The following is a 20,719-nucleotide window of genomic DNA, read 5'->3' as shown; positions in this document are numbered from 1 at the left end:
TGGCGTGGTGACCGACCACGACCAGCACGTGACGCGGCAGCCGCGCCCGAGCGCGCCGCAGCCCTCCTACCTCCGACACCCGCACCCGCACGGCGACTTGCTCGCGTTCGCCGCCGAGGACGACGTGTGGGTCGCGCCGCTGGACGGCGGCCGGGCGTGGCGGGTGAGCGCGGACAACATGCCGGTCGGACGGCCCAGGGTCTCGCCCGACGGCGAGTGGGTGGCGTGGACGTCGACCAGGGACGGGGCGCCCGAGGTGCACGCCGCGCCCCTGGAGGGCGGCCAGGCCAGCCGGTTGACGTACTGGGGCAACGTACGGACGGCCGTGCGGACGTGGACGCCGGACGGCGAGCTGGTCGCGGTCACGCCGTACGGCGAGGCGTCCTCGCGGCGGACATGGGCGCGGGCGGTGCCGCTGGACGGCGGGCCCGCACGGACCCTGCCGTACGGCCCGGTCGGCGATCTCGCGTACGGCCCGGACGGCGCGGTGCTGATCCAGTCGCCGACGATGAGCAGGGAAGCCGCGCACTGGAAGCGCTACCGCGGCGGCACGGCGGGCAAGTTGTGGATCGACCGCGCGGGCGACGGCGCCTTCGAGCGGGTGCACCAGGACCTCGACGGCAACATCGAGTGCCCGATGTGGGTCGGCGACCGCATCGCGTTCCTGTCCGACCACGAGGGCGCCGGAGCGCTCTATTCGAGCCTGCCCGACGGCACCGGCCTGCGCCGCCACACCCCCGCGGACGGCATCGACGGCTTCTACGCCCGGCAGGCCGCCACCGACGGCGCCCGCGTGGCGTACATGGCCGGGGGCCGCGTCCACCTGCTGGACGACCTGACCGACGCCGACGCGGCACCGCGCGAGATCGAGGTACGCCTCGGCGGCCAGCGCGCCGACCTGCGGCCGTACCCCGTACGCGCCGCCCGGTACCTCGGGGACGCGCGCCCCGACCACACCGGCCGGGGCAGCGCCCTGGAGATCCGCGGCACCACGCACTGGCTGACCCACCGCGGCGGCCCGGCACGGGCGTTGGCGGCCGACCCCGGCGTCCGTACCCGGCTGCCGCGGGTGTTCGGGCAGGGCGGCGCCGACGGCGAGCAGCAGGTGGTGTGGGTCACCGACGCGGACGGCGAGGACGCCCTGGAGGTCGCCCCCGCCGTCGGCCTGCCGGCCGGCGCCGCGCCGCGCAGGCTCGCCGCGGGCCGCCTGGGCCGGGTGCTGCGCATGGAGGTCTCGCCGGACGGGCACCGCATCGCCGTCGCCTCGCACGACGGCCGGGTGCTGCTGGTCGAGACGCAGACCGGCGAGGTGCGCGAGGTGATCGCGGGCGACTCGGGCGACGCGTCCGGCCTCGCCTTCTCGCCCGACTCGGCCTGGCTCGCCTGGTCGCAGGCGGGCCCCGGCGAACTGCGGCAGTTGAAGATCGCCGCCACCGCCGACCTGTCGGTGGCAGACGCGACCCCGCTGCGGTTCAACGACTTCGCGCCCGCCTTCACCGCCGACGGCCGCCACCTGGCGTTCCTGTCCGAGCGCGCCTTCGACCCGGTCTACGACGCGCACGTCTTCGACCTGTCCTTCCCCAACGCCTGCCGCCCGCACCTGATCACGCTGTGCGCGACGACGCCCTCGCCGTTCGGCCCGCAGCGCCACGGCCGCCCGTACGACGCCGACGAGGACGACCAGGACGGCCCGGCCAAGGAGGAGCAGGACGGCGCGGGGAAGGAGAGCGGCGGCGAGGGCAAGAAGGACGACCGGCCGCGTATGCCCGTCACCCGCGTCGACCTGGAGGGCCTGGCCGACCGGATCGTGCCCTTCCCCGTCGAGGCCGGGCACTACTCGGGGCTGCGCGCCGCCAAGGGCGGTGTGCTGTGGCTGCGCCACCCGCTGGTCGGCGCGCTCGGCGCGGCCCTGGCCACCCCGGACGCCCAGCCGCCCAACACCGTGCTGGAGCGGTACGACCTGGCGCAGCTCCGTATCGAGGAGATCGCCGACGACGCCGACGCCTTCGCGGTCACCGGCGACGGTGCCAAGGTGCTGCTCACCAACGGATCGCGGCTGCGGATCACGCCCGCCGACAGCAAGTCCGACGCGGACGACGAGTCCGGCGGCTCCGTCACCGTCGACCTGACCCGGGTCCGGGTCACCGTCCGCCCGCAGGACGAGTGGCGGCAGATGTACGACGAGACGCACCGGCTCATGCGCGACAACTTCTGGCGCGCCGACATGGGCGGCGTCGACTGGGCGGCGGCGGGCGAGCGCTACCGGCCGCTGCTCGACCGGATCGCCACCCACGACGACCTGATCGACCTGCTGTGGGAGCTGCACGGCGAGTTGGGCACCTCGCACGCCTACGTCATCCCGTCCGGCGGCCACTTCGACCCGCTGCACCGGCAGGGTCTGCTCGGCGCGGACATCTCCCGTACGGAGGACGGCGGTTGGCGGATCGACCGGGTGCTGCCCGGCGAGTCCTCCGACCCGTACGCCCGCTCCCCGCTGGCCGCGCCGGGCGTCGCCGTCCGCGCGGGCGACCTCCTGCTGGCGGTGGACGGCCACCGCGTCGACCCGGTGACGGGACCGGGACCGCTGCTGGTCGGCACCGCGGGCAAGCCGGTGGAACTGACCGTCGCCCCCGCCGCGGGCGGCCCCGTACGCCATGTCGTGGCCGTACCGCTCGCCGACGAGGAACCGCTGCGCTACCACGACTGGGTCGCCGACCGCCGCGCCCACGTCCACCGCGCGTCCGGCGGGCGGCTGGGCTATCTGCACGTGCCCGACATGGTCGGCAGCGGCTGGGCGCAGCTCCACCGCGACCTGCGCGTCGAGGTCGCCCGCGAGGGCCTGGTCGTGGACGTCCGCGAGAACCGCGGCGGCCATACGTCGCAGCTCGTCGTGGAGAAGCTGGCGCGTCGGGTCGTCGGCTGGGACCTGCCGCGCGACGCGCACCCGGTCAGCTATCCGCAGGATGCCCCGCGGGGGCCGATTGTGGCTGTCGCCAACGAGTTCTCCGGGTCCGACGGGGATATCGTCAACGCCGCGATTCGGGCTCTCGGGATCGGGCCTGTGGTCGGTACCCGCACCTGGGGCGGGGTCATCGGTATCGACAACCGGTACCACCTGGTCGACGGGACGGCTGTCACGCAGCCGAAGTACGCCTTCTGGTTGGAGGGGTACGGCTGGGGCGTCGAGAACCATGGGGTTGATCCGGACGTCGAGGTCGTTCACGCTCCGCAGGATTCGGTTGGCGGGCGGGATCCGCAGCTTGACACTGCCGTGGGCATGGCGCTTGCCGCGCTGGAGGAGTCTCCGGCCAAGAGGCCGCCGGAGCTGCCGGGTATGGGGGGTTGATCGGGGCGGTGGCGGTTGGCCCTTCGGGCCTGGTTTTGCCCGCCCGCCCACCCGTGCGGGTGTTTTCTTCGTCTGCGGGTGCCGCTTGTGCCTGGTCGGTGCCGGTCCGGGGCACCTCCTCGAAATGCGGCTACCTGGTACCTGTGTATCCGGCACCCTTCCTGTCACCGCATTTCTGCGGGGGCACCCCGGCCCGTCCCCTTCCGGTACGTCGGCGTCCGCCTGCCGGTGGGGGTGGCCGGGGAAGGGGGGCCCAGGAGGGGAGACCCGAGGTCCCCGCATGCCTCATCTGTCCGTGTCGGTCCGTACGAAGGGAACCCCGATGTCCCGGCCTGGCGACCGACCCCCGGCGCTGCCGCCCGCTGTCGACTCCATGACGTTGCTCGTCGCGGCCGTCATCGTCCACGACACCGTTGCCGACCGGGTCCTGCTGCTCCAGCGCGGTGAGCGGTCCAAATTCGGCCAGGGCATGTGGGACCTCCCGGTCGGCAAGAGCGACCCGGGGGAGCCGGTCACCGCCACGGCCGTCCGGGAGCTGCACGAGGAGACCGGCCTCACCGTCGACCCCGGCGACCTGACCCTCGCCCACGTCGTGCACGGCGCGTGGGGCGTGGAGTCCCCGGCCGGGTTCCTCACCGTGGTCTTCGCCACCCGCACCTGGCACGGCCAGCCGGAGAACCGCGAGCCCGGCAAGCACAGCCAGGTCCGCTGGACGCCCGTCACCGACCTCCCCACCCCCATGGTCCCGTCCACCGACCTCGCCCTCCGCTCCTACCTCGACGGCGGCCTGGCCATCTCCCTCCACGGCTGGCCCCCGACACCCCCACCCGATCCCCGTCCTCCCTCATAACCCTCCACCCCTCCCCGCCCGGCCCGCACCCCCCGCCTGCCCTGGGCGGACGGCCAGTCGCGCAGGGCCCGGACCCCACCCAGAGGTACCGACGAAATGGGCCTTACCGAGTGACGAAACGCAGGCATGGGCCGGTGGGGCACCTTCAGGATGCGCCCACGTTCGTCTACCGACCGTCGTGGAAGGAACGCGTTCGCGGCGGCGAAGCCGGCCGGCGGTCGGCCGCCCAAGCACGGTGGCGAGTTCGTCTTCGGTAACCCCGCCACCTGGGGTGATGAGCAAGCGGTCACCACCACCTCCACCCGCCGCTACGGCACGGCCATCGCCCGGGCCTGGGACCGCCTCCACCCGCGCCTGACCCGCCGTGCGGCCTGGCTGGACCATGACGGCGAGCTGCCGCTGCCCGAAGGCACGGTGATCCGGCTGGCCGTCGAGGAGCTGCCCGGCGGCGGGGTGAACCGGCCGGTCTGGCTCTGGTGGTCGCGCACCGGCGCCGCCCCGAACGACGTGGACCGCTGCTGGCAGTCGTTCCTGCGGAGGTTCGACCTGGAGCACACGTTCCGCCTGCTCAAGCAGACGCTCGGCTGGACGCGTCCGCGCCTGCGACTCGGCGGCGGCCGACCGCTGGACCTGGCTGATGATCGCCGCCCACACCCAGCTCCGCCTCGCCCGCCCGCTCGTCGCCGACCTCCGCCACCCCTGGGAGAAGCCGGCGGAACCGAACAAGCTCACCCCCGCCCGCGTCCGACGCTGGTTCCGAACCTCCGCACGAAGTCCCCCTCGCCAGCGCGGGCGCCGAAACCCACCCGCCCCGGGCCCGGCCTGTCTCTGGGATCGAAGAACCAGCGGCCCGCCGCCCGCTACGAGGTGGGCAGAGTCCTGGCCACCGGCGAGGCGTACGCCCGCCCTGCCCACCACGAGAAGGGCACCAAACGGAGAAGGACCGCGGCGAAATGCTGAACTCGCTCAGCGCACTGGAGCAGGTGTCTCCGCAAGAACACCGACGCCGTGCACGCGCATCGACTCAGTCAGCGTGAGCGGATTGACGCCCAGGGCCGAGGCGATCTCGTCGGCCATGTCGAAGGCACGCCACTTCCACTCCTCCTCGGCATCACCGTTGCGCGCGCTCTCCTCCCAGACGGGCGGCAGACCCATCCGCTCCCGCTCCGCCCGTTCCTGCACAAGCGGTTCCCCCAGTGTGAGGAGTCCGTCGTCGACCTGGCCGGTCTCGCAGTAGCGCCGCACCACCACCCCGTGCTCTGCGATCAGCCAGGCCGAGCCGTCGTTCTGTATACCGAAGTAGTACGCCTGCGCCCCTCCGTAGCGGGAGCTGAGGTCGACGCACAGGCGCAGGACCTCGTCACTTCTGTCGGTGTTGCACGGATCGCACCACGGGCCGATCACCAGAGTCCATCCCTCGATCTCGGGGCTCACGTACACCCGGGCCAGTCCGTCCGGATTGTCCTCGGCCTCTCCGTGGCCGTCCTCGTCGATGACAGCCTCGGCCTCGGCGAACGTCACGGGTACGGGCCGGGTGAGGCCCAGGGACGCAATGACTCCCGCTTGGTCCCCGGTCGGTACGGCGATCCAGTAGAGCCAGCATGTCGACAGCGGCCTTGGCTGGTCGTCTCTCGCGATTCTCACGACCGCAGCCTGCCATTACGGGGCCCGCTTGGTATGCCCCCACGGTGACGCACCGGCAGCACACTGCGGGCGGGCTACGTCATCAACTCGATGTGCGGATGCTCGGCATTCGCCGTGCAGACGAACAGATGCTGCCGGTAGCCGCTGCCTATCTGGACCCCGGTCGCGTTGTAGCCGCGGTGGCCCGGGTACGGTCCGGCACCGGGGTGGGGGTGCGGAGACCAGCTGTTCCCGGCGTCGTCCCCTTCCTCGAACGTGGCGACGGTCATCAGGACCTCCATACGGGTACCGCACTCGGAGCAGCGTTCCGGGTCGGGGTCGGTGGAGTCCCAGGCGGGCCAGCCGCCGACCTTCCAGCCGGGTGCGTTGGACAGCGCGCAGTCGTAGTACGTGTCCGGGTCCATGTCCTCCTCCGCCGCCTGCGGCACGTTCCACTGCCTGATCCGCTCCCGCAGTTCTTCGCTCAGCTCCAGATGGTCGGGATACTCGGTGATCTGCTCCGGTTCGAGCACGCACGGCTCCGGCAGATAGCCGTCGAACTGCACCGCGGGCGGCTCGGGGGGCGTGTCGAGGACGTCGGTGACAGCGGCTGCCGAACGCCAGACGAGCAGGGTCCTGGGCATGATCGGATGATCGAAGGGGCACCACAGCACCTGCAGAAGGTCCTTGCCCTCCGGCGGCCGCAGATCGGGCACGTCGCGTGCGTACAGTTGCGCGACGGGCAGCATCTCTATGGGGCCGTCGTACGACTGGACCGCCAGCCACACTGGACGCGTCCGAGGGGGCCGGATCCGTTCAAGGGCCTCCCGTTCCTCGGCGTTCAGGTCCCGGCCGTACGCGCCGGCGAAGATCCGGCGTTCCTGCCGCAGATCCGCTGGGGACCGGACCGGGTTGACGCCGTCCACCACATGTGGTTCCTCGCAGTACGGCCACGGCTCGTCGGCGGGCCACAGCAGCGGCCCGCCGATCGAGCTGTCGTGCCGCGTCGGCGCACCGGGACGGGGGTGCAGGCGGGTCGCCGTGCGGGCCAGTGGGGCCAGTTCGGGAAAGACCGCGACAACGTCGATCGGCCGTGGCGGAGTGACGGGAGCGACATTCATGGCCGCAATCTTGCCAATCTCCTCTGACAATGGCCTTCGCGGCCCGCCCCGCGAAGAGCTCCGGCACGGGCGCCACCCGGGAGAAGCCCTACCGCCGGTCCGCCGCCGGAAGATGGCCCGCGAACAGGTCCACGATCGCCGCGTGGCTGTCCGTCTTGCGCGCGTGATTCGTCGCCACGTACCACTTCCATTCGGGTGCTATGAGATACCTTGGCGCACCGCAAACCCGGCCGGGAGCTGCATCCACAGAGTTCGGGCTCCCACCCACCCCCCTCGGCCCACCCCCGCCGGAGGGACGGACGCCGACGTACCCGAGGCCACCCACCCCCTCCCCCCCTCAGCCACAGCGGACAGGCGGACGCCGACGTACCGGAGGGGACGGTGCGGGGTGCCCCCGCAGGGGGACGAACGGGCAGGGGCAGAAGCAGGCGCAGGTGGCCGCAGGTTCGTCGCCCGAGGAGGTGCCCCGGGCCGGGACCGACCGGGCACAAGCGGCACCCGCAGACGAAGAAAGCACCCGCACGGGTGGGCGGGCGGGCGGGAAAGACAAGCCGCACAGCGCCGACCCGCAAGCGGCGGATAGCATGCACACGACCCGTATCCGTACGAAAAGGGGGCCGCCACCATGGCGGGAGAGCCGCAGGCCAACTGCCTGTTCTGCAAGATCGTGGCCGGCGAAATCCCCGCGACGATCGTGCGTGAGACCGAGACCACCGTCGCCTTCCGCGACATCAGCCCCCAGGCCCCGACCCACGTCCTGGTGATCCCCCGGGTGCACTACCCGGACGGCGCCGCCCTGGCGGCGGCCGAACCCCTGGTGGCCGCCGACGTGCTGCGCGAGGCGGGCGAGGTCGCGGCGCAGGAGAAGGTCGACACGACGGGCTACCGGATCGTCTTCAACACCGGCCCCGGCGCCGGACAGACCGTCTTCCACGCGCACGCCCACGTGCTCGGCGGGCGCGACCTCCAGCGGCTGGTCTGAGGTCCGGCCTTTGTCGGTACGCGAACTGGTCGTCCTCGGCACCGCCAGCCAGGTGCCGACCCGGCACCGCAATCACAACGGGTACGTCCTGCGCTGGGACGGCGAGGCGATCCTCTTCGATCCCGGCGAGGGCACCCAGCGGCAGATGCTGCACGCGGGCGTCGCGGCGCACGACCTCACCCGGATCTGCGTCACGCACTTCCACGGCGACCACTCGCTGGGCCTGGCGGGTGTGCTCCAGCGGATCAGCCTCGACCGCGTCCCGCACCCGGTCACCGCGCACTACCCGGCCAGTGGGCAGCGCTTCTTCGAGCGGCTGCGGTACGCCACCGCCTACCACGAGGCCGCCGACCTGCGCGAGGCGCCGGTCGCGGCCGACGGGGTGCTCGCGACGACCCCCGCCTTCACGCTGGAGGCGCGCCGACTCTCCCACCCGGTCGAGTCGTACGGCTACCGGCTCGTCGAACCCGACGGCCGCCGGATGCTCCCCGAGCGGCTGGCCGAGCACGGTGTCGCGGGTCCCGACATCGCCTGGCTGCAACGCGACGGCGGTCTCAACGGCGTCACGCTCGACCAGGTCAGCGAGGTGCGGCGCGGCCAGCGCTTCGCCTTCGTCATGGACACCCGGCTGTGCGACGGGGTCCACGCCCTCGCCGAGGGCTGCGACCTGCTGGTCATCGAGTCGACCTTCCTGGACGAGGACGCGGGACTGGCCGCCGACTACGGCCATCTGACGGCCGGTCAGGCCGCCGCCGTCGCACGGGACGCGGGCGTACGGCACCTCGTCCTCACCCACTTCTCGCAGCGCTACGGCGATCCGGCCGTCTTCGAGCGGCAGGCGAGGACGGCCGGTTACCAGGGCGAGCTGACCGTCGCCCACGACCTGATCCGCGTCCCGGTCCCGCGCCGCCGCTGAGCCCGAACCCCCTGAAAGCGAACCCCGCCATGCCCCCCATCCCCAAGGCCGAACTGCACCTGCACATCGAGGGCACCCTGGAGCCCGAGCTGGCCTTCGAGCTCGCCGCGCGCAACCGGGTCGCGCTGCCGTACCCGACGGCCCAGGCGCTGCGGCAGGCGTACTCCTTCACCGACCTCCAGTCCTTCCTCGACCTGTACTACGCGCTGATGGCCGTCCTGCGCACCGAGGAGGACTTCGCCGAGCTGATGGGCGCGTATCTGGCGCGGGCGGCGGAGCAGGGCGTACGGCACGCGGAGGTGTTCTTCGACCCGCAGGCGCACATCGCGCGCGGGGTGCCGATCGGGACGGTCGTGGAGGGCCTGGCCGGGGCGCTGGAGCGCGAGGGGCGGCGGCACGGGATCAGCGGCGGCCTGATCATGTGCTTCCTGCGGGACGAGTCCGAGCGGTCGGCGCTGGACACCTTCGAGGCGGCGCGCCCGTACTTCGGCTCGGGCGCCGGCCCCGGCCTCATCACCGGCGTCGGCCTGGACTCGGCGGAGGTCGGGCACCCGCCCGCGAAGTTCCGCGAGGTGTACGAGCGGGCTGCGGCGGCCGGGCTGCGGCGGGTCGCGCACGCGGGGGAGGAGGGGCCGCCCGCGTACATCGGCGAGGCCCTCGACGTGCTGGGCGTGGAGCGGATCGACCACGGCATCCGCTGCCTTGAGGACCCGGCGCTGGTGGCCAGGCTGGTCCGCGAACAGGTGCCGCTGACGGTCTGCCCGCTGTCCAACGTCCGGCTGCGCTGCGTCGGTTCACTGGCCGCCCACCCGCTGCCGCGCATGCTCGCGGAGGGCCTGCGCGTCACCGTCAACTCCGACGACCCCGCCTACTTCGGCGGCTACGCGGACGACAACTTCGCGGCGGTGCGCGCCGCCCTCGCTCTCACCGAGGAGGACGAGCGCACCCTGGCCCGCAATTCGTTCCTCGCCGCCTTCCTCGACCACGACGAGCCGCGCAGGGCGGCGTGCCTGGCCGAGGTGGAGGCGTACGCGTTCGGCTGACGCCTCTTCGCGTCCTACGGCAGGAAGTACATCGGGTTCGGCAGCTTGAAGGACTTGTCCGCGTAGCCGCCGGTCAGGTCGCTGTACTGGTCGCCGAAGTTGCCGACGATGTTGTAGCCGAGCGACTCGATGTGCTTGCGGGTACCGGACTTGTACTCGATGGTCGTGCACGTCGAGCCGCACGGCAGGTACGACGGCGGGCTGGCCGCGTTCTTCAGGTAGAGGTGCGCGGCGTCGGCGGCCGGCTTGTAGCCGACGGCGGCCAGATTCCGTACGGTGTCGGCGCGCTGGGCCTCCGGGCGGCCGGTGACCCAGAAGACCGTGATGCCCTGGTCCGCCGCCCAGTTGGTCAGCTTCTCCATGCCGAAGACGGCGTCCATGTTCTTGTTCGCGATGTACGCCGAGTTGCTGGCGGGCGTGTAGGCGAAGCCCACCTCCAGCTCGTAGTTGTACGTGTTCAGGCTGGTGTCGTCGACGTCCAGCACGATGGCGGGCTTGGCCGCGTGGCCGCCGTGGCCTCCGTGGCCGACCTCGTGGGCCAGATACTGCTTGGCCTTGGCCTCGATGCCCGCGACCTGCTTGGCGTAGTTGCTGCTCGGCGACGCGAAGTGCTCGCCCGAGGCGTCCACGGTGTCGCCGTAGTACGCCTTGATCTCACTGACCACGTCGGTGAGGTTGGGGATCTGCTTGTCGCTGCGCGGCACGGAATCGTGGGCGCCGGCGACGCCGACTCCGTAGACCGTGGCGCCCAGCGACGCCGCGACCACGGCGACGGCCAAGGTGCGGGTGCGGGCGGAGAGTCGGGCTCGGGGCATGACGGTGCTCCTTCAACGCTCGGTTGGTGCCGGTGAACCTAGACCCGTCGATCCTGGCTGGTCAAGGGAGGTCTACGCGCGTGGCACCGAGCGCGGGTTCCGTCAACTCGTTTCCCTTGAGTTAACCCGCAGTTCAGAGGCCGTTGCGCCGGGCGGGCCGGATCGGCCGGGCGGCCCGGATGGGGCCGGCCGGGCGCCCGCCCGTCAGCGTCGGCCGTCGTCGGGGAGCGCCGCCGCCAGGATTCGCGCCGCGACCGCCGGGGAGTCCACCAGCGGGTGCAGCGCGAGCGCCCGCAGCGCGGCCCGGCGCGAACCGGTGGCCGCCGCCTCGATCGCCGCCCGCTCCACGGCCTTCAGCTCCAGCATCAGCCCCGCCTGGTGCTCGTCCGGCGCCGCCACCGGCAGCGGCCTCGCCCCGAACGCCCCGACCTCGCAAGGCACTTCGACCACGGCCTCCGGGTCGAGGAACGGCACCGCCCCGCCGCCCGGCACATTGAGGATCAGCGTCGTCCGCTCGTCCCGCGCGATGGCCCGCATCAGGGCGAGCGCCACCCGGTCGTAACCGCCGCCGTCCAGATCGTGCGGGTCGCGCTCCCAACCGCCGGACGCGGCACGGCTGTCCGCCATGTACGTCTCCTCGCGCTCCAGCCGGGTCCGCTCCCACAACTCCTGCGCCTGGCCCGGCTGTTCATCGGCCGCGACGAAGAACGCGCCCTGCTGCCGGTCCAGGAACTCACCGCGCGTGGCGTCCGCGGCGCGCACCGCGGCCAGCGACTCGCGCCGGAAGTAGTAGTAGTGCAGATACTCGTTGGGCAGCGAGCCCAGCGCGCCCAGCCACTCGGGGCCGAAGAGCCGGCCCTCCTCGAAGGTGCCGAGCGCCGCCGGGTCGGCCAGCAGGCCCGGCAGCAGGTCCGTACCGTCGACCGTCAACTTCCGCAGCCAGCCGAGGTGGTTGAGGCCCACGTAGTCGTAGCGGAAGCCCGCTCCGTCCGGGTCCGCGCCCGCCGCCCGCGCCGCCCGCCGCACCAGCCCCACCGGCGAGTCGCAGATCCCGATCACCCGCGGGCCCAGCACCCGGCTCATCGCCTCGGTCACCATCCCGGCCGGATTCGTGAAGTTGATGACCCACGCGTCCGGCGCCACCGCCTTGACCCGTTCCGCCACCGCCGTCGCGACCGGCAGCGTCCGCAGCCCGTACAGCACCCCGCCCGCGCCGACCGTCTCCTGGCCCAGCACGCCCTCGGCCAGCGGCGCCCGCTCGTCCGAGACGCGGCCCGCGGTGCCGCCGACGCGGATCGCCGAGAAGACGAACCGCGCTCCGCGCAGGGCGTCGTCCAGGTCCGTCGTCGCCCGCACCGGCGGGCCGCCCGGCATCGTCGCCAGCACCGCCGTGATCACCCGCAGCCGCCGCGGGTCCGTGTCGTACAGCACGACGTCACTGACCGTGGGGTCGTCGAGCAGGGCTCGGTACACGAGGGGGACGCGGAAGCCGCCGCCTCCCAGAATCGTCAGGCGCATGCGCGGTGACCTTCCGTCCTGCCTGGCTGATGTCGTCCCCCGGATCTTCCCCCGGCGGGGGCTCGCCGCGCCCACCGGCCCCGCGGTGCGTCAACCGACATCAGGTGGCGGTACGTGCAGCCCCGGGCGCGGACGCCGTGGCACAGTGACGGGATGGACGACATGCCCGTTCTCGACCCCCTCGGCACGCTCCGCGCGGCGGGCGACCCGGCGACCGACGTCTACCTGACCGGCACCGTGTTCCTGGACATCATCTTCACGGGACTGGACAGCGCGCCCGTACGCGGCACCGAGTCGTGGGCGCGGGGGATGGGTTCGAGCCCCGGCGGGATCGCGAACATGGCGACGGCGCTGGCGAGGCTCGGGCTGCGGACGACGCTGGCGGCGGCGTTCGGGGACGACGTGTACGGCGACTACTGCTGGGACAGCCTGTCGTCGGGCGAGGGCATCGACCTGGCGCCGTCGCGGCGCATCCCCGGCTGGCACTCGCCGGTGACGGTGTCGATGGCGTACGAGGGCGAGCGGACGATGGTCAGCCACGGGCACGAGGCGCCGCCCGCGCAGGAGTCGGTGCCCGCCTGCCCGCCGCCCGCGCGGGCGGCGGTGGCATCGCTCGGGCACCACGGCAGGGCGGGCGACCAGGAGCGGGACCAGGAGTGGATCGGGGCCGCGGCCGCCTCGGGGACGAAGGTCTTCGCGGACGTCGGCTGGGACGAGACCGGCCGCTGGGACCCGGCAGACCTGGATGGGCTACGGCACTGCGCCGCGTTTCTGCCGAACGCCGAGGAGGCCATGCGGTACACCCGGACGGCCTGCCCGCGCGAGGCCGCCAGGGCCCTGGCCGAACGGGTGCCGCTCGCGGTGGTGACCCTCGGCTCCGAGGGCGCCTTCGCCGTGGACTCCGGCAGCGGCGAGACGGCCGAGGTGCCCGCCCTGATCGTGGAGGCCCTGGACCCCACGGGCGCGGGCGACGTCTTCGTCGCCGGATTCGTGACCGGCACGCTCGCCGCCTGGCCGCTGGCCGACCGGCTGGCCTTCGCGTCGCTGTGCGCGGCGCTGTCCGTGCAGGAGTTCGGCGGCTCGCTGTCCGCGCCCGGCTGGGCCGAGATCGCCGCCTGGTGGCAGCAGACGAAGGCGCGGGCGCGGGCCGCCGCGGACCCGGGCCCCTGCGACCCCGCCTCCCCGCTCGGCCGCTACGCCTTCCTCGACGCCCTGCTGCCCACCGACCCCCGGCCCTGGCCGCTGCGCCGCGCGGTCCCCACCGTCGGCTTCCGCCCCGCCTGAGCCCCGGCCCGCGAGCCGCTCCCCGCGCCCCCGCCCGGACCCTCGCCCGCGCCCCTGCCCACGCGGCTCCCCGTGCCCCTTCCGCCGCGGGCACACCGCCAAATCCCCTCGGCGGGCGCGGCGCGGCGTCGTACGCTTGGAACCCCCAGGCCCCTCCGGGCCTGCCGATCAGCAGAAAGCGGGATGAGCAGGCCCTAGCGCCGGCCCATGACTCAGACACCGACCAAGCAGCAGCCGCAGCCGCCGCAGCAGGCGCGCGCCCACTTCGTCGTACCGGCCAAGCACCCCATGGTGACCGTCCTGGGATCGGGAGACGCTCTCCTCCGCGTGATCGAGCAGGCGTTCCCGGCCGTCGACATCCACGTCCGAGGCAACGAGATCAGCGCCGTCGGCGAAGCCCCCGAGGTGGCCCTGGTCCAGCGGCTCTTCGACGAGATGATGCTGGTGCTGCGCACCGGCCAGCCGATGACCGAGGACGGGGTGGAACGCTCCATCGCCATGCTCAGGGCCAACGGCACGGCGGTCGACCCGGACGCGGAGACGCCCGCCCAGGTCCTCACGCAGAACATCCTGTCCAGCCGCGGCCGCACGATCCGCCCCAAGACGCTCAACCAGAAGCGGTACGTGGACGCGATCGACACCCACACCATCGTCTTCGGCATCGGCCCCGCGGGCACCGGCAAGACCTACCTGGCCATGGCCAAGGCCGTCCAGGCCCTCCAGTCCAAGCAGGTCAGCCGGATCATCCTCACCCGCCCCGCGGTCGAGGCCGGCGAACGCCTCGGCTTCCTGCCCGGCACCCTCTACGAGAAGATCGACCCGTACCTGCGCCCGCTCTACGACGCCCTGCACGACATGCTCGACGCCGACTCCATCCCCCGCCTGATGGCAGCGGGCACGATCGAGGTCGCCCCGCTGGCATACATGCGCGGCAGGGCGCAGCCGGTCTTCACGAAGGTGCTGACACCGGACGGTTGGCGTCCGATCGGCGACCTCCAGGTCGGTGACCTCGTCGTCGGATCCGACGGCGAACCGACCCCGGTTCTCGGCGTCTACCCGCAGGGCGAGAAGGACATCTACCGTGTCACGGCCCAGGACGGGGCTTCGACACTGGCCTGCGGGGACCACTTGTGGACGGTCAGGACGGCTTCGGACAAGCGTCGCGACAAGCCGTGGCGAGTCCTGGAGACCAAGGAGATGATCGGCAGCCTCCGCGCGGCCCACGCCCGCCGGTATGAGCTTCCGTTGCTCACGGCGCCGGTGTGCTTCCCGGAGCGCGACGTCCCGATGGACCCGTACGCCCTCGGTCTCCTGCTCGGAGACGGGTGCCTCACCGGCTCCACCACACCGTCGTTCGCCACCGCCGACCCGGAACTCGTCACCGCTCTGGAAGCGGCGTTGCCCGGCGTGACCGTCCGGCACAAGGGCGGGCCTGACTACACGCTCAACCGTGTCAGGACACCCGGCGATGTCATCACCACCGTGAACCCGGTGACCGCGGCGCTGCGCACCCTTGACCTCCTCGGCAACACGTCGGGCTCGAAGTTCGTGCCGGACAGTTATCTCAACAACTCCGCCGAGATCCGGCTGGCCCTGCTCCAGGGTCTGCTGGACTCCGACGGAGGGCCGGTCACTCAGTCGGATCGCACCTGCCGTATCCAGTACACGACGACATCGATCCTGCTCAGGGACGATGTCATCGCGCTGGTCCAGTCGCTCGGCGGAGTCGCGTACACCCGTCGACGTGCGGCCGAGGGTCGGAAGCCCGGAAGGGCCGGGGGACGGGACGTCCAGCACCGCCGGGACGCCCACATCATCGACATCCGGCTCCCCGAGGGCATCGAGCCCTTTCGGCTGGCCCGCAAGCGCGACACGTATGACGCGGCCGGCGGGGGTGGCCGCCCCATGCGGTTCATCGACAGCATCGAGCCCGCGGGCCGTGAGGAAGCGGTGTGCATCCAGGTGGCGGCGGCCGACTCGCTCTACGTCACCGAGGACTATCTGCTGACGCACAACACGCTCAATGACGCGTTCATCATCCTCGACGAGGCGCAGAACACCAGCGCCGAGCAGATGAAGATGTTCCTCACCCGGCTCGGCTTCGACTCGAAGATCGTCATCACCGGTGACGTGACGCAGGTCGACCTGCCGAACGGGACGAAGAGCGGGCTGCGGCAGATCCAGGACATCCTCACCGATATCGAGGACATCCACTTCTCCCGGCTGACGAGCACGGACGTGGTGCGCCATAAGCTGGTCGGACGCATCGTGGACGCCTACGAGCGCTACGACGACAGCATCGCCGGCGCGACCGGTGCCAACGGAAAGTAACCACTTCACCATCATGGCGATCGACGTCAACAACGAGTCCGGCTGGGAGATCGACGAGCGGGCGGTCCTGGACGCCGCCCGCTACGCCCTTCAGCGCATGCGAATCCACCCGCTCTCCGAACTGTCGGTGATCGTGGTGGACGCCGACGCCATGGAGCAGCTCCACATGCAGTGGATGGACCTGCCGGGGCCGACGGATGTCATGTCCTTCCCGATGGACGAGCTGCGTCCGGGGAAAGAGGACGAGGAGCCGTCGCAGGGGCTGCTCGGCGACATCGTGCTCTGCCCCGAGGTCGCCAAGAAGCAGGCGGAGGAGGCGCCGACGAAGCACTCCATGGACGAGGAGCTGCAACTGCTCACCGTCCACGGCGTCCTCCATCTGCTGGGCTACGACCACGAGGAAGCCGACGAGAAGGCCGAGATGTTCGGTCTGCAGAAGGCCATTCTGGACGGCTGGCGCGACGAGCAAGGGGCCGAGGGCCCGTCGCCCGCGCCCACCACCCACTGACGCCGACGGTGACTTCCGCATGATCGTCTCCGCTGTTGTCCTGGTCGTCGTCGCCTGGCTCGCCGCCTGCGCCGAGACCGCCATCGCCCGCGTGTCCCGCTTCCGCGCCGAGGACGCGCTGCGTTCCGGCCGCAAGGGCGCCGCCAATCTGCTGGCCGTGGCCTCCGACCCGACCCGTTACCTCAATGTCGCCCTGCTGCTGCGGGTCGGCTGCGAGACGGCCGCGGCCGTCCTGATCACCGTCGTGTGCGACCGGCACTTCGACAGCACCTGGGAAGTCCTCGCCGTCGCGATCGGCGTCATGGTGCTCGTGTCGTACGTGGCCGTCGGCGTCTCACCGCGCACCATCGGCCGCCAGCACCCGATGAACACCGCGACCGCCGCCTCGTACGTCCTGCTGCCGCTGGCCCGCGTCATGGGCCCGGTGCCGGGGCTGCTGATCCTGCTGGGCAACGCGGTGACGCCCGGCAAGGGCTTCAAGCGCGGCCCGTTCGCGAGCGAGGCCGAGCTGCGCGCGATGGTGGACCTCGCGGAGTCCGAGTCGCTGATCGAGGACGAGGAGCGCCGGATGGTGCACTCGGTCTTCGAACTGGGTGACACCATCGTCCGCGAGGTGATGGTGCCGCGGCCCGAACTGGTCATGATCGAACGGTTCAAGACGATCCGTCAGGCCATGACGCTGGCGCTGCGCAGCGGCTTCTCCCGTATCCCGGTGACCGGGGAGAGCGAGGACGACGTCGTCGGCTTCGTCTACCTCAAGGACCTGGCGCGCCGGGTGCACATCAACCGGGAGTCGGAGTCCGAGCCGGTCTCGACGCTGATCAGGCCCGCGTCCTTCGTGCCCGACACCAAGAACGCCGGGGACCTGCTGCGCGAGATGCAGCAGGAGCGCAACCACGTGGCCGTGGTGATCGACGAGTACGGCGGGACCGCCGGGATCGTCACCATCGAGGACATCCTGGAGGAGATCGTCGGCGAGATCACCGACGAGTACGACCGCGAGACGCCCCCGGTCGAGGAGTTGGGCGAGGGCTCGTACCGCGTCACGGCCCGCCTGGACATCGGCGACCTCGGTGACCTGTACGGGGTGGAACTCGACGACGACGATGTCGAGACGGTGGGCGGGCTGCTCGCCAAGTCCCTCGGCCGGGTCCCGATCCCCGGTGCCACCACGGTGGTGCCGCTGCCGGAGGACGGGTCGGGCGACCGCGGTACGGCCGCGCTGCGGCTGACGGCCGAGGCGCCCGCGGGCCGCCGCAACCGTATCCACACCGTCCGGGTCGACCCGGTCGCGGAGGTCCCGGCCTCCTGAGATCCCCGGCCTCCTGAGATCCCCGGCCTCCTGAGATCCCCGGCCTCCTGAGATCCCCGGCCTCCTGAGATCCCCGGCCTCCTGAGACCCCCGGCCTCCTGAGACCCCCGGGCTCCTGAGGACGGTCGGCCGGTCAGGGGCGGGTGCGCTCGGCGAGGAAGCGGCGGGCGTGGGCGAGGAACGCCTTGGCGGCGGGGGACGCGCCCGCGTGCTCCCGCCAGGCCAGCGCCAGCCGGGAGCGGACCGCGGGCCGGGTCAGCGGCAGGACGCGCAGGCCGGGGCGTGAGGCGGCGAGACCGGCCGGCAGGAGCGCGACGCCGAGGCCGCGCTCCGCGAGGGCGGCGAGGACTTCCGGGTTACCCGCCTCGAAGGCGATCCGGGGCGTGAAGCCCGCCGCCGCGCACGCGGTGTCGACGGCGGCCCGCAGCCCGGTGCCGGTGGGCAGGACGATCAGGGGCCGCCCGTCGAGCGCCTTGACGGGCATGGTCCGGCGCCCGGCCAGCGGGTCGCCGGGCGCGACGGCCGCCACCAGCGCGTCGTCGATGACCGTCTGCGTCCCGATGCCCTCGGGCGGTTCCCCGGCGATCCCGGCGAAGGCCAGGTCGTAGCGCCCGTCGCGCAGCCCGGCCAGCAGCCGGTCCGAGGTGTCCTCGCCGAGCGTGATCTCCACGCCCGGATACGCGTCGTGGAAACCGGCGAGCATCCCCGGCACGTCCGTGTCGGCGCCCAGCGAGGTGACGGTGCCGATCGCGACCCGGCCGCGTACCAGCCCGGTCAGCTCCTGCGCCGCCAGCCGCGCCCCGGCGACGGCGTCGAGCGCGGCCCGCGCGTACGGCAGCACCGCGCGCCCGGCCTCGGTGAGCCGCACGGTACGGCCCGAGCGGTCGAACAGCGGCTGCCCCAGCTCCCGTTCGAGCTGTCTGACCTGCGCGCTGATCCCCGGTTGCGCCACGTGCAAGGCGGTCGCCGCCCGGGTGAATCCCGCCTCGTCGGCCACCGTCACGAAGTATTCGAGCTGCCGCAGTTCCATAACCGGACATGCTAGCTCGCAGAAGATCCAGATCTTGGACTTATGGACGGGGGCCGTCGAGAATGGACAGCGGGGGAACCGAGGAGCACACGAGGGAGCGCCACACCATGACCGAGAACCGCGCTTGCGCCACCCACCCGGAGGACATCGCCCGGCTGTTCGTGGAGCGGGTCAACTCCGGTGACCTGGAAGGGATTCTGGAGCTCTTCGAACCGGACGCGGTGGTCGCCTTCCCGATCGACCGCCCGTCGCGGGGCACGGCGGCGCTGCGCGAGCTGTACGCGGGGCTGCTCGCCGCCGAGCCGGTCTTCGAGGTCGAGGAGCCGCTGCCCACCCTGATCAGCGGTGACCTCGCGCTGACCTCCACCCGCCCGAAGGACGGCACGGGCGGCCGGGTCCAGGTCGCCCGCCGCCAGCCGGACGGCCGCTGGCTGCGCGTCCTGGACCGCCCGGAGAGCTGAGCCCTGGCCGCTCAGACCCCGGCGGTACGGCCGCGGCCGAGCCCCACCGCGACCATGACCGCCACCGCGAGCAGTACGGCCGCGTCCACCGCCAGCGCCAGGTGGATACCGGACAGCAGGTGCGCCCGGCTGGACGCCAGCGCGGAGAGCAGCGGGATGCCGACCGTCAGACCGATCTGCTGACTGCTCGTCACCAGTCCGGTGGCCAGGCCCTGTTCGTGGTCCGGCAGCCCGGACGTCGCGGTGATCCCGTACGAGACGATCACCCACAGGTGGCCGACGCACGCCAGCGTGACCCCGGCCATCGCCAGCCACGTGCCGGAGGAGCCGGGGCCGAGCAGGACCAGCCCGGCGGTCAGCGCGCCCTGCACGACCAGACCGGCCAGCAGCGTGCCGCGGGTGCCGATCCGGCCGATCACCCGCGCCGCGGTCATCCCCGTGACGGCCGCGGCCACGCCCTGGACACCGAAGACCAGGCCGGTGCGGAACGCCGACAGGCCGCGGATCTCCTGGAGGTAGAGGGTGAGCAGGAAGACCACCGTGCTCATCATCGAGAAGGTGGCGAGCCCGGCCAGATTGCCCCAGGCCACCGTGCGTCGGCGCAGCATCGGCAGCGACACCAGCGGCTCGGCGGCCCGCGACTCCACCGCCACGAAGGCGGCCAGCAGCGCGACGCCCAGCACCAGGGCGGCGATCACGTCGGCGCCGCCGAAGCCGCGCTGCGCGGCCGTGGACAGCGCGTAGATCACCGCGAGCAGCCCGCCGGTCACGGTGACCGCGCCGGGTACGTCGATCCGCGGGCGGCGCGGGTGCCGCGACTCGGTGAGCAGCGCGGGCGCGGCGGCCAGGACGAGGACGCCCGCGGCGGCCAGCAGCGCCATCGTGGACCGCCAGCCGAAGGCGTCGGTGAGCGTGCCGCCCATCACCATGCCGATGGTGAAGCCCAGCGACAGCAGCGTGCCGCTGATCCCCAACGCCCGCTCCCGCAGCGGCCCTTCGGGGAAGGTCGTGGTCAGCAGCGACATGCCGGTCGGCACCACGGCCGCCGCGCCCAGGCCCTGCACGGCCCGCGCGGCCAGGAAGGCCGCCGGGTTCCAGGCGAGGGTGGCCAGCAGTGAGGCGGCGGCGAAGACCGCGAGACCGGTCAGGAACAGCCGGCGCCGCCCGTACAGGTCGGCGATCCGGCCGAAGAGCAGCAGGAATCCGCCGGACGGCAGCGCGAAGGCGGTCACCGCCCACTGGAGATTGGCCCTGCTCATACCGAGGTCGGAGCCGAGGACGGGCAGCGACACGTTCAGGATGGAGAAGTCCAGGGAGATCATGAACTGGGCGGCGCAGAGCACGAGGAGCACCAGTTTGGCGCGGATGCCGAGGTGTTGGGGAGCCGGGGCGCGCAGGGCGCCCGTCGTGCCCGAGGCGGGGCCCGAGGCGGGGCCCGTGCCGGGGCCCGAGGCGGACGTGCTCGAAGGGGACGCGGTGGTGTCGGTTGCCATGCGACCACCTTCCGGCGATCCACGGGCCGGTGGGGAGCCGCCCTTTATGCTGGTGGCCGGACCACCAGCCAGGCCGCAGGCCGAGG

General features: G+C 72.6%; 16 protein-coding genes and 1 pseudogene. 11 read left to right on the top strand and 6 right to left on the bottom strand.

The window, feature by feature from the left end; genetic code table 11:
* Positions 1-7 precede the first annotated feature (7 nt).
* From ACIO6U_RS04395 to ACIO6U_RS04385, 3 genes and pseudogenes are all read left to right on the top strand, one after another.
* The gene (locus tag ACIO6U_RS04395; RefSeq protein WP_401715472.1) at positions 8-3,346 is read left to right on the top strand and encodes a S41 family peptidase; all 3,339 of its coding nucleotides are present in this window, start codon (positions 8-10) and stop codon (positions 3,344-3,346) included.
* A gap of 322 nt (positions 3,347-3,668) precedes the next feature.
* The gene (locus ACIO6U_RS04390) at positions 3,669-4,196 is read left to right on the top strand and encodes an NUDIX domain-containing protein (RefSeq protein WP_401715470.1); all 528 of its coding nucleotides are present in this window, start codon (positions 3,669-3,671) and stop codon (positions 4,194-4,196) included.
* Positions 4,197-4,388: 192 nt separating this feature from the next.
* A pseudogene (locus ACIO6U_RS04385) lies at positions 4,389-5,156 on the top strand (transposase); the annotation flags it as partial.
* Between the two features lie 6 nt (positions 5,157-5,162).
* Here the strand turns inward: ACIO6U_RS04385 and ACIO6U_RS04380 are convergent.
* Both ACIO6U_RS04380 and ACIO6U_RS04375 read right to left on the bottom strand, forming a co-directional pair.
* Complete coding sequence (locus tag ACIO6U_RS04380) at positions 5,163-5,717, bottom strand: hypothetical protein (RefSeq protein ID WP_401715468.1); 555 nt, start codon at positions 5,715-5,717, stop codon at positions 5,163-5,165.
* Between the two features lie 197 nt (positions 5,718-5,914).
* Positions 5,915-6,940: a hypothetical protein gene (locus ACIO6U_RS04375; RefSeq protein WP_401715466.1), complete on the bottom strand. Its 1,026-nt coding sequence runs from the start codon at positions 6,938-6,940 to the stop codon at positions 5,915-5,917.
* A 625-nt stretch (positions 6,941-7,565) separates the two neighbouring features.
* Here ACIO6U_RS04375 and ACIO6U_RS04370 point away from each other — a divergent pair.
* Genes ACIO6U_RS04370 through ACIO6U_RS04360 form a run of 3 tightly spaced genes read left to right on the top strand, consistent with a single transcriptional unit; the run spans position 7,566 to position 9,881 of the window.
* Complete coding sequence (locus tag ACIO6U_RS04370) at positions 7,566-7,922, top strand: histidine triad nucleotide-binding protein (protein ID WP_355344491.1); 357 nt, start codon at positions 7,566-7,568, stop codon at positions 7,920-7,922.
* A gap of 10 nt (positions 7,923-7,932) precedes the next feature.
* Positions 7,933-8,838, top strand: a complete 906-nt coding sequence (locus ACIO6U_RS04365; protein WP_401715463.1) for a ribonuclease Z — start codon at positions 7,933-7,935, stop codon at positions 8,836-8,838.
* A 29-nt stretch (positions 8,839-8,867) separates the two neighbouring features.
* On the top strand, positions 8,868-9,881 hold the full coding sequence (locus tag ACIO6U_RS04360) for an adenosine deaminase (protein WP_355344496.1): 1,014 nt from the start codon (positions 8,868-8,870) through the stop codon (positions 9,879-9,881).
* Positions 9,882-9,895: 14 nt separating this feature from the next.
* On the opposite strand, the gene ACIO6U_RS04355 is transcribed toward ACIO6U_RS04360, so the two are convergent.
* The gene (locus ACIO6U_RS04355; protein WP_401304435.1) at positions 9,896-10,696 is read right to left on the bottom strand and encodes an HAD family acid phosphatase; all 801 of its coding nucleotides are present in this window, start codon (positions 10,694-10,696) and stop codon (positions 9,896-9,898) included.
* A 204-nt stretch (positions 10,697-10,900) separates the two neighbouring features.
* On the bottom strand, positions 10,901-12,214 hold the full coding sequence (locus ACIO6U_RS04350) for a 6-phospho-beta-glucosidase (protein WP_401715460.1): 1,314 nt from the start codon (positions 12,212-12,214) through the stop codon (positions 10,901-10,903).
* 153 nt (positions 12,215-12,367) lie between these two features.
* Between ACIO6U_RS04350 and ACIO6U_RS04345 the strand changes: the two genes are divergently transcribed.
* From ACIO6U_RS04345 to ACIO6U_RS04330, 4 genes are all read left to right on the top strand, one after another.
* The gene (locus ACIO6U_RS04345) at positions 12,368-13,498 is read left to right on the top strand and encodes a PfkB family carbohydrate kinase (protein ID WP_391047496.1); all 1,131 of its coding nucleotides are present in this window, start codon (positions 12,368-12,370) and stop codon (positions 13,496-13,498) included.
* A gap of 207 nt (positions 13,499-13,705) precedes the next feature.
* A complete protein-coding gene (locus tag ACIO6U_RS04340) occupies positions 13,706-15,829 on the top strand; it encodes a PhoH family protein (protein ID WP_401715459.1) in 2,124 nt (707 codons plus the stop codon).
* 13 nt (positions 15,830-15,842) lie between these two features.
* Entirely contained in the window at positions 15,843-16,337 is a 495-nt protein-coding gene (gene ybeY, locus ACIO6U_RS04335) for an rRNA maturation RNase YbeY (RefSeq protein ID WP_355344834.1), read from the top strand.
* 19 nt (positions 16,338-16,356) lie between these two features.
* Positions 16,357-17,649 carry a CNNM domain-containing protein gene (locus tag ACIO6U_RS04330; protein ID WP_391047492.1) on the top strand — a complete coding sequence of 431 codons (1,293 nt, stop codon included), beginning with the start codon at positions 16,357-16,359 and terminating at the stop codon, positions 17,647-17,649.
* Between the two features lie 133 nt (positions 17,650-17,782).
* On the opposite strand, the gene ACIO6U_RS04325 is transcribed toward ACIO6U_RS04330, so the two are convergent.
* Positions 17,783-18,679 carry a LysR family transcriptional regulator gene (locus ACIO6U_RS04325; RefSeq protein WP_401715456.1) on the bottom strand — a complete coding sequence of 299 codons (897 nt, stop codon included), beginning with the start codon at positions 18,677-18,679 and terminating at the stop codon, positions 17,783-17,785.
* A 107-nt stretch (positions 18,680-18,786) separates the two neighbouring features.
* On the opposite strand from ACIO6U_RS04325, the gene ACIO6U_RS04320 reads away from it, so the two are divergent.
* Complete coding sequence (locus ACIO6U_RS04320) at positions 18,787-19,140, top strand: YybH family protein (protein WP_401715454.1); 354 nt, start codon at positions 18,787-18,789, stop codon at positions 19,138-19,140.
* An 11-nt stretch (positions 19,141-19,151) separates the two neighbouring features.
* On the opposite strand, the gene ACIO6U_RS04315 is transcribed toward ACIO6U_RS04320, so the two are convergent.
* Entirely contained in the window at positions 19,152-20,633 is a 1,482-nt protein-coding gene (locus ACIO6U_RS04315; protein ID WP_401715452.1) for an MFS transporter, read from the bottom strand.
* Between the last annotated feature and the right edge of the window lie 86 nt (positions 20,634-20,719).

The sequence above is a fragment of the Streptomyces sp. NPDC087422 genome (assembly GCF_044744145.1).
In the GTDB taxonomy this organism is placed as follows: Bacteria; Actinomycetota; Actinomycetes; order Streptomycetales; family Streptomycetaceae; genus Actinacidiphila.
This window is presented reverse-complemented; position numbering and strand designations above follow the sequence as displayed.

What these genes read in the sequence shown, in the direction of transcription:
- ACIO6U_RS04390 (WP_401715470.1), top strand. Translation starts at nt 3,669, where the DNA reads ATGTCCCGGCCTGGCGACCGACCCCCGGCGCTGCCGCCCGCTGTCGAC.
- ACIO6U_RS04375 (WP_401715466.1), bottom strand. Translation starts at nt 6,940, where the DNA reads ATGAATGTCGCTCCCGTCACTCCGCCACGGCCGATCGACGTTGTCGCG.
- ACIO6U_RS04370 (WP_355344491.1), top strand. Translation starts at nt 7,566, where the DNA reads ATGGCGGGAGAGCCGCAGGCCAACTGCCTGTTCTGCAAGATCGTGGCC.
- ACIO6U_RS04360 (WP_355344496.1), top strand. Translation starts at nt 8,868, where the DNA reads ATGCCCCCCATCCCCAAGGCCGAACTGCACCTGCACATCGAGGGCACC.
- ACIO6U_RS04355 (WP_401304435.1), bottom strand. Translation starts at nt 10,696, where the DNA reads ATGCCCCGAGCCCGACTCTCCGCCCGCACCCGCACCTTGGCCGTCGCC.
- ACIO6U_RS04350 (WP_401715460.1), bottom strand. Translation starts at nt 12,214, where the DNA reads ATGCGCCTGACGATTCTGGGAGGCGGCGGCTTCCGCGTCCCCCTCGTG.
- ACIO6U_RS04345 (WP_391047496.1), top strand. Translation starts at nt 12,368, where the DNA reads ATGGACGACATGCCCGTTCTCGACCCCCTCGGCACGCTCCGCGCGGCG.
- ACIO6U_RS04340 (WP_401715459.1), top strand. Translation starts at nt 13,706, where the DNA reads ATGACTCAGACACCGACCAAGCAGCAGCCGCAGCCGCCGCAGCAGGCG.
- ybeY (WP_355344834.1), top strand. Translation starts at nt 15,843, where the DNA reads ATGGCGATCGACGTCAACAACGAGTCCGGCTGGGAGATCGACGAGCGG.
- ACIO6U_RS04330 (WP_391047492.1), top strand. Translation starts at nt 16,357, where the DNA reads ATGATCGTCTCCGCTGTTGTCCTGGTCGTCGTCGCCTGGCTCGCCGCC.
- ACIO6U_RS04325 (WP_401715456.1), bottom strand. Translation starts at nt 18,679, where the DNA reads ATGGAACTGCGGCAGCTCGAATACTTCGTGACGGTGGCCGACGAGGCG.
- ACIO6U_RS04320 (WP_401715454.1), top strand. Translation starts at nt 18,787, where the DNA reads ATGACCGAGAACCGCGCTTGCGCCACCCACCCGGAGGACATCGCCCGG.
- ACIO6U_RS04315 (WP_401715452.1), bottom strand. Translation starts at nt 20,633, where the DNA reads ATGGCAACCGACACCACCGCGTCCCCTTCGAGCACGTCCGCCTCGGGC.